Consider the following 13,204-nt stretch of genomic DNA (forward strand, 5'->3'; position numbering starts at 1 on the left):
GGTTTGCGGCGGTCATGCGTCATCGCGGCGTCGCCTGATGAGTACAACGGCGATGGTCCCGGTTAGGGCGACCATCAAGACCCCAGCGGCATAGAACAACCATGGGGGAACCAACCCGCCAGTTTCTGGCAGGGCAAGAATCGGAACGTCCTGCACCACGATGGTGGGGACGGTGGTGTTGTCGGCGGGTATGTGCTGGCACAGCCCTGTGGACGCCGCCACGGCACACGCCTCAATCGAACCCGTATTTCCTCCGGCCAGTGTCACGGTGCCGTCGGCGGCCACGGTAAATGCCACGGGTCCGGGCAGTAGATTGAAGCCGTCCAGCGCCTTGGTCTCCGCCAGCCAGTAGCTGCCGGGTGCCAACTGGGCCTGGAACAGGCCTGTGCCAATTTCCGGCGACTTGGGCTCCGGGCCAAACTCCACCACCGGCGTCGCGGCAGGTGCACCGTTGTCGTCCGGGTAGATGGCCCACTCGGACCCTTCGAACGGGATCGTGGCGCCGGTGGAATCTTCGCCGACCTTCAGCACCTGAAGGAGGCTGGGCGTGTGGTGAATGGTGGAACAGTTGGCCAGGTAGTCGGCCTCGCTGTCTGCCGCACATTGCACCGGCGGGTTGTCCGCAAGCACGCCAAGCACGTAGTTGCGGAATGACACGTTCGATGCAGCGGGGTCCTTGACCGTCACCTTGTAGGTTATGGGCGTTGTTGTTGCGGCAGGCAGGTTGAGCCCGGCGACTGTGAGCGTTTGGTTGTTCGCCGGCACCGGCTCCGTGACGGTCACCCCGGCCGCCGGTGCAGCGCCGTTGATGAGCACGGAACCGGCCTCGAATTCTGCGTATTGCAGCACCTCTGCGAGGTTGTCGACCACTGAAACACCCGCAACGGTTCCGATGGGCTCAGGGTCGAGGGCTTCAACCGAGACCGTGTATTCGATCGTTTCCCCCGCTCCCACCAGGCTGCCTGATGCCGGCTCAGCGGCCTTGCCAAGCGTCCACTGCGGGATGTGCGGGAGGACCGTGATCAGGGCGTCGTCTTCGTTGTTGCTGAAGTCGTCTTCCTGGGGGCCGCCCACACGGCTCGTGGCCACGACTGCGGTGTTCGGGTAGCTGCCTTCGCCTGTCGACGCGCCGACAGTGCCTGTGAACACGACGTTGATGTTTGCCGTTGGGTCGTGGGTCCGCGAGGCCGCAGCCCAGCGCAGGGGCGCTGCATCCGTGAGCGCTCCGGTTCCGGAAAGCGTTGTGCCGTATGCATCGCACTTCACGGTTGCCGTGTTCCATCTCGTGCACACCTTCGCATCACCCGTGGCCGTTGCGGTCCACGCCACGTTGGCCAGGTCGTCGAACGGCACCTGGTCGAGGCCGTCCACCAGGCTGGCGGGGTATTCGTCGTCAAGGTCGGAGATCCCGTTGTTCCAGGCATCAATCTTGTAGGCGACCTTCTCGCCGGCGCGCACTTGGGCCTCATCGGCCCACGCACTGCCGTCAATGGTGCTGCCCGTTCCCGTCGCCTGCACGGTTTTGTCGACAGCAAGGTCCACGACACTCGTCACGCGCACATTGCGGATCTGGTGGTAGTTGACAGCCCAGCCGGTCGAGGCGGAGAAGCCAAGCTTGAACTCCTGCGGCAACTCGGCCTGGTAGCTGCTGGACGCGAGGTCATAGGAGAACTGCTCGTTGAAGGCATAGGGCTGGCCGTGGTGCCACGTGCCGCCGCCGCTGATGCAGCTGTCGCTGGAACCGTTGGCGCCGACTCCCGTGATTTCCACACCGGCCGGGGTGTAGCACTTGTCATCCGAGACATTCAACTTGTCGGTCCAGTACACCTTTACGGAACGTGTCCCGTCGGCTTTCGGTGTGAGGGTGATCCGCACGCGGCGGTACCCGGTCGAGTCCATCTGAGCGTTGTCAATGACGGCGCCCTGGCGCGCGGCGGCATTGTCACCGATCAGGGCCGGGCTGGTCGGGTTCGGTGCGCTTGACAGGTTGTTTGTTCCGGCCAGCCATCGATAACCGCCAACCGTGCGCTTCAGCGGCGTGTAGCTGGGCGCATTGCCCAGGGCCGCGTCCCCGTTGATGCCGACAAAGTCGGCACCGGCGGTTACATTCTTGCGCGTGTACCAGAGGTCGAACGGGGCTGCCGCGGCCGGCACCGTGAGCTTCACGTATCCTTTCGGGTCGCCGAGGCCCGCCGGCAACTGCGCAGCCGTGGCCTGGGTAATTGCGCTCTGGGGAAGGTTCACCCACGTGCCGCTTTGCTTGTCGTTGTAGCCGGCCTTGTAGTCGGCGGCAGTGTCATTGCCGTCCCATTTCGGCTGGAAGACGGTGACGTAGCCGGGCTGCGTCACGAGGGCATCATTGGTGGCAAGAAGGCCAAAGGCCTTGTTCATGCCGCCCGTTGCAGCGGGGTCGCACGCAGGTGTGTCGGTGTAGCGCACGCCCGAGCCGCGCAGGCCGATGGACTGGGGGATGCGGGCTGACGTGACTCCGCCGGAGAGGCCTGCAAACGCTGCAGGGTTGCTCTGCGCCACGCCCCATGGCCGTGTCGCGCGGTTGAACGTGTTGGTGGCGTTGGTGTTCTCGGCTTTCTGGTAGTTGCCGTACACGTCGAAGCCGACGCCGATGTAGCCGCCTGCCACGCCCTGCGCAGCGGGGCAGAGCTTGTCGCCGTTGTATGACACGGCCGAGTATCCGAGGCCTGCACCGTAACCTCCGGCCTCGCCGACAGACGTGTCGATGCCGCTGTTGCCGTAGTTGTTGCCGTTGGCGTCTGCCAGGTAGACGGCCAGGCCGTCACCGCCGCCCTGGATGGCCGGAGAGCCTCCGATGCGGCCGTCGTTGGTGCGGTACAGACGCTGGTCGTATTCGAGCACCACGCCCAAGTCGGATTTAAAGGGTGTGTTGTTCAGGGCTGTGCCGGCCTGTGCACCGCCGTTGTTGTTGGCACTGTTTGCGTTGGTGTTGTCCGTCGTCAACGTCATCCACTTGCCGTCGCGGTCCGGGCTTTTGTTCGCCAGGCACCTCGGCCACTGGTTGGCGCCGGTGCCAAACCCACATTTGTTCGTATTGCCGCTGTGGTTGACGTTGTTGTTCTCAGATATCGTGCTCAGTTGCGGAAGCCATGCACCCGCCTGATGTCCGCTGCCGTCAGAGACGTTGCCGTCACCGGACAGCGACCATCCGGTCAGCGGCGCCTCGCCTTGCAGCGGCTCGTCGATGTAGACCGAGTTTCCGCTGGCGGCCTTCGCCGCGGGTTCCTGCCCGGCAATGCCCGGCGCAACGACCAGGATTCCTGCGAGCATGAGGGCGCCCACGCCCGCAAACCACTGATGGAGCACACGTGAACGTTGCTGCTTCCGGAAGCTGGGCGTGCGGACAGGCTGGTGCCGTGGCATTTGTTCCCCCAATAGATTTTCGGCCTCGTTGTTCTTCGGCGCGCCGTCCGACACAATTAGTAATCAGGCTAACAACGCCATCCAATTTTTGCAAGCGTTTCCACAAAATACTTGGAAACGCTTCCATTTATGACATCGCCGCGACAAGGCGATGCCCGGGCAGGGGATTCCCTGCCCGGGCATCGCGGGCCGTGCGTGGCCCGGGCAACTCAGCTGGCTGCCAGTCCTGTCATTTCAAACAGGCCGACGGACATCTGTTGCTTTTGCTCGGCCTCGGACACCAAGTTGAGTGCCGTCGCCGAGATGGAGTACTCCGGCAGCAGCACCGTCAGGGCGAGCGCCTCGCTGCTGGGGGCGATTGCATAGACAATGCCGCCAGCGTCCGAAATGCGCGGATCCTCAAGGACCGTGCCGCCTGAAGCAGCAACTGCCTCCGCGGCGGGAACGGGACTTGTTGCAGGCCACACTTCGACGCTGAAGACAGTCTCCTCATCGTCGGCTGCAGCCCAGTCGCAGAACACACTGGCATCGCTGACCGATTCCATCGTGGGTTCCATCCCATCCAGCAACGCCCCAAAGTGCTCACCGACTGCCTTGCAGTCGGTGATGCTCTCGAGCACGGCGGCACCTGCTGCAGAGGCATCAGGAAATCACGCCACAGGGGTCGGCGGTTGTGACCTTTCCTGCGGACACCGCGGCAACATCGGTCGTGAACGTGTAGTTCTTGCCTCCGTTGTTATCCCATGCCCCTGCGCCGTTGTTGAATGCCACTGTCACGTTTGCAGCAGTTCCGCTGTCTATTGTCAGGCGGTACCAGCCGTTACCCGAGACGCAGCTGGACACGGCCGCCATGGCAATGCCCGGAGCAGCGGTCCAGGCACCCGCACCAACCTGGTAGTGCGCGTTGGCTGTCGACCAGCCGGGGCCCGTCTTGTAGAAAAGGTCCAGCTTCCCCGCCAGCGGCTTGGGTGCCACCGGTTTCTGGGGCGCTCCTGCGTTGACGGAACCGCCCGACACCGACCATGCCGGGCCTGTCGGGATGGCGTAGTTGTTGCCGCCGTTGTTGTCCCAGGCACCTGCACCATTGTTGAATGCAGCGGTGGTGGCAGTGCCGGCAGGAGCCTCGATGGAAGCCTTGAACCAACCCGGGATGCCCTCCACCGGCGTCATTTCGACGCCCGGTGCCGTGGTCCAGGCGGCCGTGCCAACACGGTAGTGCAGGTAGGCTTTCGTCCAGCCGGCGGGTGCCTGGTAGTACACCGAGGAGCCCGTCACGACCGGCTTGTCGGGGGTTCCGGCCACGACCTTGCGCTCCGACACGGACCATTCCGGACCTGCCGGGATGGCATAGTTCTTGTCGCCGTTGTTGTCCCATGTTCCCCCGCCATTGTTGAAGGCGGCGGTCAGCGCAGCGCCGTCCGCCGCATCAACCGTTGCCGAGAACCATCCGGCAAGTCCGGCCACCGGCGCCATCTCCGTGCCGGGTGCCGTCGTCCATGCGCCGGTGCCGGAGCGGTAGTGCATATACGCCTTGGACCATCCGGACGGTGCCTTGTAGTACACCGATGTGCCGGTCACGACCGGTGCTTCCGGAGTGGTGACGGTGGCTGGTGCAGAGGCTGCACTTGACTTGCCGGAAGCGTCCCTGGCCGTCACCGTGTACGTGTATGCGGTGGCTGCCGAGAAGGTCTTGTCTGTCAGAGTCGTGCCCGTGACGGTCTTGGTGACCGCCCCGCCGCTTCCGCCTGTGCGGACCACGTCGTAGCCGGATACGCCACAGTCGTCGCTTGACGCCTGCCACGAAACCGCAAGCGAACCGCCGTCGACCTTGGCGCTGACGGCCGCAGGGGTGCTGGGTGCACTGACGTCGACGCAGCTTTCAACCTTTGCACCCGCATGCAGGGCAAGGGCGGTCTTGGCAGACACTGTGGCCGTGAACTTGCCCCCGGCAACGGTGACTGTGTCGCCGCTCCAGGTGCCGCCGGTGCGCTTGGCGGTGATCACGTTGTAGTACTTGCCGTCGGGCAGGCTGGTGGTGAATTCACGCTGCACCTGGCCGTTGCCATTGTTGAGTGCGATAAAGCCCTTGTCACCGCGGCTGAATGCCATTGCGGAGCCGTCCGGGCTGGACCACTGGTTGGCTACTGCCGTGCCGTACGTTGCCACGCGGAAGCCCACCATATTCTGGATGTCGTTCTGTGCGTGCTTGAAAGTCCAGCCGTTCTGTCCGGGTGCCGGGTCAATGACGCGTCCCTGGCCGTCGAGGGCAGGGCCTGCATCCTTGTCCGAGAAGGCATATCCGGAGTGGACTGACGGGGAACCGTACGGCCAGGCCAGGGTGAATGCCTGGGCCAGGTCGTAGGACTTGCCGTCCTTGTAGGACAGGGTTTCCTGGTTGCGCTCGGTGTCGTGGTTGTCAACAAAAACGGCTGCGTCCTCCTGCTTGAGGAACCCCTCCCAGCTGCCGCCGATGCCTGCGCCCGAGATCAGCCAGTCGATGCGGGATCCGCCGAAGGCCTCCTTGAGCTTGCGGGCAAAGCCGAACTCGTGGACGTCGCCAATGGAGATGTACTCCTCGGGCTGGACCGGCTCATTGGCGCGGATGACTTCCTGCACCACATAGAGTGAGTCCTTTTTGCGCACACGGTTCCAAATCCCCGCCATGTCCTGCGCAGCAATGTGCTTGACGGCGTCAATGCGGAATCCGGCGACGCCCATGTCGACAAAGCGGTTCAAGTAGTCGGCGATGGTCTGCTGCACATGGTCGGAGGATGTATCCAGATCCGAGAGGTTGACCAAGTTGCAGTTCTGGACGTCATAGCGGTCCTGGTAGTTGGTGATGTCCTTGCGGCAGTTGTGGAAGTCGCTGCTGCTGTAAAGGCCGGGATAGTCATAGTGTTGGAAAGGTGTCCCTGCCCAGCCCGTGCCGCCTTCGGACTTGCCGGACATGTGGTTGATCACGGCATCCACGATCACACCGACACCGGCGTCCTTGCACCTTTGGACCATCGAGGTGAATTCCGCCTCGGTGCCCATCCTGGTCTCAAGCTTGTACGAGACCGGCTGGTAATACGTCCACCACTGGCTGCCGCGCACATGTTCCTGGGGCGGGGACGTCTGGACATAGCCGTATCCTGCAGGGCCCAGCGTCGATTCGCATTCTTTGGCGATCTGGTTCCAGGTGTATGAAAAAAGCACTGCGATCGTGTCCTTGGGACCGGCCGCAGCTGCTTGGGCTGGAGAGGCGCCGCCTGTGGCGAACAACCCCGTAACCAGGAGGGATGCGGCCGCAAGGACCGCCAATAATCGGCGCAGGCTCCGCTGCGCCTCCGTAGTCACACTTCCGTGCATGCTGTGCTCCTTTGCATCAAAAAGCGCGCTGCTCCTGCACCGCGCCTCTTGTCACTCAACACAAGCCACCAATTTAATGCAAGCGTTTCCAACAAATTACTGCAAACGCTTCCAATGTGACGTGAGACTCATTTTGAACCTGTTCGGAGCTCATTGGGTCAGGTTCTTGGCACAGTTCACCAGGGAATCCGCAAAGAAAGATCTTGCCGTCCAATGGCATGCCTGCTGCCCCGGCGACGGACGGATCGAGGGGCGGGCCAGGCGCCTTGCGGCTCGGCAGCACTAAGGTGCGGAGGGACTCTCGGCCGGCTGCGCGGCCGGCGAATCGAAACCTGATTCCAAGGTGGTCCCGGCGGCATCGGTCTGCGCCGGCGCCGAACTTGTGGGATCGGCAGCGGCGGGATCCGCATCACCTGTCAGTGTCGGTGTGGGTGTCGCTGTTGGCGTGGGACTCGGAGTTGCCGACGGGATCGGGCTCGGTGATGGCGACGCCGTGGTTGGCGGTGCGCTGGCGGCTGGAGTCGTAGGCGGCGGAGGCGCCACCGTTGTCGCCGGCGGCGCAGCGGTCGGGGTTGGCGCAGTCGTTGTTGGTGCTGTTGTCGGGGTGGCGGTGGGCTGCGTGCTGGGCGGCGCTGTAGTCCCCGGAGTGGTTGCTGGCGGCGTGGTCGGTGCGGTGGTCCCCGGAGTCGTGGTCGGTTTGGTTGTCGGCGGCGTGGTTCCGGGAACCGTCGGCTTTGCGGTCGGCTTGGGTGTCGGCTTCGCGCTTGGCTTCGCCGTGGGCGTGCCCGTTGCCTTCCCGGTTTCCTTCGTCGTGGCACTGGCAGATGCACTGGCACTTGGTTTCGCCGAAGCGCCGGGCTTGGCCGATGCGCTTGCCGTTGCCTTCGCCGCCGCCTCGGCCCTGGCCAGTTCGTCGGAGGAGGCAAAGGCGGGAAGGGTGAAGTACGTGGACGAGCTGCTGACATCGGAAGGGGCGTGCAGGATGGTGCCCACCGAGGGATTGAGGGCGCTGATCATCTTGCCGTTGCCAATGTAGATGCCGATGTGCGACCAGTGGTTGGGACCGTCGGGGTTCTGCGCCACGAGGTCGCCGGGCTGCGGGTTGTTCGTCTCCACCATGGGAGCCCACTGCTCGGTGCGAGGCAGCGAAATGCCGGCCCGGGCATAGGCCCATTGTACAAATCCAGAGCAGTCCCAGCCGTGGTCAAAACTGGTCCCGCCCCAGACATATGAGTGCCCCAGGCCCAGGTAGGCGGCCGCCATGATCTCGCGGCGGACCTGCGACATTTCCGCCGCGCTGATCTCGGGAAGCTTGGAACGCATGGCATAGACGCCCTGAGCCAGGTGGGGGGTGCTCGCATTGGGGTCTGTTAGGTCAAAGAGCGGCTTGGGAGTGGGGCGGCGGGCTTCAAGCAGCATGTCTGCAAAGGAAAGTTTCACGCCATATCCCGGAGCCATGACGGGGTCGAAGCCGATCGCGGCCACCTCGTCAAAATTATTGGCCATGCGCGTGAGACTGCTGCGGCTCAGGGACGCGGCAGCATCCGCCGTGGAGGTTTCCGAATAACCTGCCGCAATAAGGCCGCCGGATGCCAGCACCGTGCAGATGACTGCCATGCTCAACGGGTACCGGTGTGCGCCACCTTGCCTTGTCCCCACAGATGGCCCTCCAGCTTCTTTGCACGCGGTAAGACGAGCCTAGCTGTTCCTGATGCCTCTGGCGATGCTTCTGCGCGAAAATCTTTCACGGCATGTCATCCATAACATCGCTCAGTTCCGGCTGCTGCTACCCCGCGCTGCGGATGATCCGCCGGGAAACCGCCACGGAGATGGCCGCCGTCCTGTTGTCCACGCCCAGCTTGTCGTAAATGTGCACCAGGTGAGTCTTGACGGTGGCTTCGGAAATAAACAGCTCCTTGGCAATGGCCTTGTTGCTCATGCCCGTGGACAGCAACTCCAGCAGCTCCACCTCCCGGGCAGAGAGCACCGGTGCGGGATTCCGGATCCGTCCCATGAGCCGCGCCGCGACCTCGGGTGCCAGCGCTGTCTGCCCCGCCGCGGCCGACTGCACCGCGCTGCGGATCTGTTCCGGCGGCGCATCCTTCAACATGTAGCCGCTGGCCCCGGCCTCCACAGCAGCCAAAATATCGGCGTCGGTGTCGTAGGTGGTCAAGATCAGCACCGGCGGCGCGTCTGGCAGCTCCTTCAACGCCTTGGTGGCGCTGACCCCGTCCATGCCCTCACCCATTTGCAGGTCCATGAGCACCACGTCCACGGGCTCGCCCAGCACGGCCAGCCGTTGCACCTCCTTGACGGCGGCGGCCCCCTCCGGCGCCTCCGCCACCACCGTGAAGCCCTCAAACTCGGTCAGCATGGCCCGCAGCCCGGCACGCACCACGGGGTGGTCATCCACCAGCAGGATCCTAATTTCACCCATCAACATTCCCTGTCCCTGCACTCACGCCAGCTTCCAGCGGCAGCCGGATGGCCACCACCGTCCCTTCATCCGGGGCCGACTCAATGGTCAGCGTCCCGCCCTGCGCAACCACCCTCTCACGCAGCGACCGCAGCCCAAAGCCGCTCCCATCCGCCCGCCCGGCCACAGTGTCGGCGAGCCTTTCCGGCTCAAAGCCGCGTCCGTCGTCGAACACGTCAAGTGTCACCTCGCTGCCCAGAAACGCCAGGCTGACGACGGCGGAGTCCGCCTTGGCGTGCAGCCAGACATTGGCGAGGCTCGCCTGGGCGGCGCGCAGCAGCGTCACCTTGTAGGGCTGCGGCAGGTCAATGGGTTCGCCGTCGAGCCGGAAGCTGCACCGAAGCTTTCCGCCACGCGCGGCCGCCTCCCGCTGGGTCTTGGCGCACAACCTGGACAGGCTCTCCACAAGTGATGCCTCCGACAATGCCGGGGAGGAGAGCCCGCGCACAAAATTCCGGGCCTCGGCCAGGTTCTCCGCCGCCGTCGCCTCCACCATGGCCAGGCTTTCCTCCGTGGATTCCAGGTCGCCCGAGGCCAGTGAACGCCGTGCCGCACGGGAGACCAGAATGATGGAGGAGAAGCCCTGGGCCAGGGTGTCGTGGATTTCCCGGGCCAGCCGGGCACGTTCGGCCAGGACGCCGGATTCGTGCTGGGTGGCGGCCAGCTCGGCACGGGTGCGGCGGAGCTCGTCGGCGGCTTGGCGCTGGTTTTCCCCCTCCTGGTACAGGAGCCGGTACGCCTTGGACGTTGCCACCGAAAACCCCATGCCGAAGACCGGCCCCACAATGACTGCGATGGGCGGGTACGCGGCGCCCGACGCGTGCCACTGGGCAAACACCACGCCGGCCGTCATGAGCAGCACCATGGTGATGCCCGCCCAGCGCGGCAGCAGGTGCAGGTGCAGGAAGAAGAGGGGGAAGACCAGCCAGGAGAACTCCACCGTGCCAAACATCAGCACTGCCCACATCACAGTGATGAGCGCCAGCCACACGACGGCGTAGCGGCGCGGGTTGCGCTTCAGGGCCCCCGCGGAGAAGCGTTTCTCGGCAACCGTCCCCACAAGGTAGGTTGCGGCCAGCAGCAGCGACAACGCGAGGTAGAAGTATCGGCCGGCACCGCCGTCGGGCTCCAGGATCAGCCGCACCATGCCAACGCCCAGCAGCACGGCAAAGCCAACATGCAGGCTCACGCGCAGGAAGCGCAGGATCGTGCCACTGGTCACGGGCGGTGCATCCACGGCAGACATGGCACAAGCCTATCCCCACGCCCTCCCACATATTCCTCAAACGCCATCAACCAAAAGGTTGATAGCAGGATCAACCTCCTGCCGCCAGCAGATCATCCAAGGCCGCGATGGAACGGCTGCAGTTCCACGGGAAGGTTGAAGTACTTGCAAATCATCCCGGACAAATCCTCGTGGTCCGGCACCAGAAAAGAGCTGTACATGTTCCTCGCGATCCGAGACATCCGCTTTGCCAAGGGGCGCTTTGCCCTGATGGGCGCCGTCGTGGCGCTGATCAGCCTGCTGCTGGTGCTGCTGTCCGGGCTCACAGCCGGGCTGGGCAACCAGTCCACCTCCGCCGTCGCCGACCTCGGCGAGGCGTCCGGAACCCCGGTCAGCCAGATGGTGTTTGGCGCGCCGGCCAAGAACGACCCCAAGATCTCGTTTACCGAAAGCCAGGTCACGGAGAAACAGGCCAACAGCTGGGCAGGCACGCCGGGCGTCTCCTCGGTGGTGCCGCTGGGCGTGAGCCAGAGCCGTTTCCAGGGCGCCGGCGACAGCCAGGGCATCGCCAACGTGGCGGTCTTTGGCGTCGGCACCCCCGCGGATGGCGGGACGGCCGCGGAAGCCGGGATCGCGCCGTCGGACATCAGCGATTCAACTGTGGTGATCGGCGAAAGCGTGGCCAAGGAACTCAACCTCAAGACCGGCGACGCCGTGACCATTGCTGGCACGGAGCTGGCGGTTGGCGGGATTGTGGTGGACGAGTGGTACTCGCACAGCTCGGTTGTCTGGACAACGCTCCCCACCTGGACCAAGATTGCGCACCTGAGCGACCCCGACCAGCTGGCCACCGTGCTTGCCGTGACCTATGACAAGGGCGCCACCGTGGACACCGACGCCGCCAATGCCGCGGCCGGAACCATCAGCACCACCCGCAGCGGATCCTTCGCCGGCCTGGGCGGCTACAAGAGTGAGAACGGCTCACTCATGATGATGCAGGCGTTCCTGTACGGCATCTCGGCCCTGGTGATCGTGGCGTTCCTGACCGTCTGGACCGTCCAGCGCACCCGGGACATCGCCGTGCTGAAGGCCATGGGCGCCTCCGGCAGTTACCTGCTGCGCGACGCCCTGACGCAGGCAGCCTTGGTACTTCTGGTCGGCGCAGGTCTAGGCGGACTGGTGGGGATTATTGGGGGCATCTTCGCCTCGCAGGCAGCCCCCTTCCTACTCACCCCGGCTACAACGCTGCTGCCGATCGTGGGCATCGTAGCCCTGGGCCTGGCCGGTGCAGCACTGGCAGTCCGCAAGGTCACCCGCGTGGACGCCATGATCGCCCTCGGCGGGAACTAGTCCCCACTTGCCGGCCTATAAATCGCTGACGCGATTTATAGGAACCTGGCAAGCGTGGGCCCACCCACTTGCCGGCCCACCCACACCCCGTTTCTTCCTCAACACTTTCTAAGGACAATCTGATGACTGCTTTGAATCTGCTCAACCTGACCCTTGAATACCCCGATGGCGAAGGCACCATGACTGCTCTGGACTCCGTGAACCTGTCCGTGAATCCGGGCCAGTTCATCTCCCTCGTAGGACCGTCCGGATCCGGCAAGTCCAGCCTGCTCGCCGTTGCCGCAACACTCATCAAGCCGACGTCGGGCCTGGTGGTGATCGACGGCGTTGACGCCACCGGGCTCAATGAGAAGGAACTGGCGCAATTGCGCCGCGACAAGGTGGGCATCATCTTCCAGCAGCCAAATCTGCTGGCCTCGCTGACGGCGGCCGAACAACTCACCATCACCGAACACCTACGGGGCAAGTCCGTGAAGTCGGCGGCAAGCCGTGCCGCAGAGCTGCTTGACCTGGTGGGTCTCGCCGACTCCGCCAAGAAGCGTCCTCATCAGCTCTCCGGCGGGCAACGCCAGCGCGTCAACATTGCCCGTGCCCTCATGGCCTCGCCCAAAGTCCTGTTGGTGGATGAACCCACAGCCGCCTTGGACCATGCCCGCAGCGACTCGATCGTGCGCCTGCTGCGCCAGGTCACCGACGAATTCAACGTAGCTACCGTCATGGTCACGCATGACACCGAATTCGTCCCGCTCACCGATGGGGTAGCTACCATGCGCGACGGCGTCCTGACCGCCCCGGTACCATCCCTCGCCGGAGCGGTCTCCTAGTACGCTGGAACGCCCCCTATCGGTCCGCGCAGTTTGTTCCGCACCTTCTGTCCTGCACCTTCTGTCCTGCACTGTGTGTCCAGCACTGCCTGCACCGAAGACCGGGAAAACGCGGTCATGCAATAACATAAGGGAAACGCATGTCTATACCAGCGCGATCGGAGCCACCTTCATCATGAAACGCCTTGCAGCCCTTGCCGGCAGCGTCCTCCTTGCTTTGACCATTTCTTCCTGCGGTGCCGCAACCGGACCCGTAGGCACATGGGGCGATGGTTACAACACCGACAAGAAGCCGTACCTGGAGCTGTCGCTCGGATCCGATCAAACTGAACAATTCGATCAGGCAGGCTTCGTCAGCGGTAGCGATGGCTGCAACCGCATTACCGGCCAGTGGTTCTTGGTGCAAGGTGAGTTGTCCTTTTCGCAGCTCAGCGGCACCCAAATGGCTTGCGAAGATGTGGACCAGTGGCTCATGAAAACGGCGGGTGCAGAGCTCACCGGTGATGTTATGACCCTGAAGGACGCCAACGGTCGGACCCTGGGCACCTTGGACCGCCGCAATTAGTTTGCGCAGGCTCAACG

General features: G+C 64.1%; 9 protein-coding genes. 3 read left to right on the forward strand and 6 right to left on the reverse strand.

All coding sequences use genetic code 11. From position 1 onward, the window contains the following. Positions 1-12 precede the first annotated feature (12 nt). From AB0P14_RS15450 to AB0P14_RS15475, 6 genes are all read right to left on the reverse strand, one after another. Positions 13-3,339 (reverse strand): SpaA isopeptide-forming pilin-related protein, encoded by a 3,327-nt coding sequence (locus AB0P14_RS15450; protein ID WP_363844136.1) that lies wholly within the window; start codon positions 3,337-3,339, stop codon positions 13-15. A 266-nt stretch (positions 3,340-3,605) separates the two neighbouring features. Then, complete coding sequence (locus AB0P14_RS15455) at positions 3,606-4,016, reverse strand: hypothetical protein (protein WP_363844139.1); 411 nt, start codon at positions 4,014-4,016, stop codon at positions 3,606-3,608. Between the two features lie 22 nt (positions 4,017-4,038). Continuing rightward, the gene (locus AB0P14_RS15460; RefSeq protein ID WP_363844142.1) at positions 4,039-6,747 is read right to left on the reverse strand and encodes a carbohydrate binding domain-containing protein; all 2,709 of its coding nucleotides are present in this window, start codon (positions 6,745-6,747) and stop codon (positions 4,039-4,041) included. A gap of 282 nt (positions 6,748-7,029) precedes the next feature. Beyond that, complete coding sequence (locus AB0P14_RS15465; RefSeq protein ID WP_363844145.1) at positions 7,030-8,364, reverse strand: C40 family peptidase; 1,335 nt, start codon at positions 8,362-8,364, stop codon at positions 7,030-7,032. A gap of 169 nt (positions 8,365-8,533) precedes the next feature. Beyond that, complete coding sequence (locus tag AB0P14_RS15470) at positions 8,534-9,184, reverse strand: response regulator transcription factor (RefSeq protein ID WP_209679162.1); 651 nt, start codon at positions 9,182-9,184, stop codon at positions 8,534-8,536. Then, positions 9,177-10,469, reverse strand: coding sequence for a sensor histidine kinase (locus AB0P14_RS15475; RefSeq protein ID WP_363844149.1), 1,293 nt, complete (start codon positions 10,467-10,469; stop codon positions 9,177-9,179). The genes AB0P14_RS15470 and AB0P14_RS15475 overlap by 8 nt, the downstream gene beginning before the upstream one ends. A gap of 198 nt (positions 10,470-10,667) precedes the next feature. Here AB0P14_RS15475 and AB0P14_RS15480 point away from each other — a divergent pair, with 198 nt between their 5' ends. The 3 genes from AB0P14_RS15480 to AB0P14_RS15490 all read left to right on the forward strand — a co-directional run bounded on the left by AB0P14_RS15480 (position 10,668) and on the right by AB0P14_RS15490 (position 13,187). Beyond that, positions 10,668-11,798, forward strand: a complete 1,131-nt coding sequence (locus AB0P14_RS15480; RefSeq protein WP_363844305.1) for an FtsX-like permease family protein — start codon at positions 10,668-10,670, stop codon at positions 11,796-11,798. 122 nt (positions 11,799-11,920) lie between these two features. Next, positions 11,921-12,622, forward strand: a complete 702-nt coding sequence (locus AB0P14_RS15485; protein WP_363844152.1) for an ABC transporter ATP-binding protein — start codon at positions 11,921-11,923, stop codon at positions 12,620-12,622. 175 nt (positions 12,623-12,797) lie between these two features. Further along, a complete protein-coding gene (locus tag AB0P14_RS15490) occupies positions 12,798-13,187 on the forward strand; it encodes an META domain-containing protein (RefSeq protein WP_363844155.1) in 390 nt (129 codons plus the stop codon). Positions 13,188-13,204 lie beyond the last annotated feature (17 nt).

It is taken from the genome of Specibacter sp. NPDC078709 (assembly GCF_040686795.1).
Taxonomy (GTDB): domain Bacteria; phylum Actinomycetota; class Actinomycetes; order Actinomycetales; family Micrococcaceae; genus Specibacter.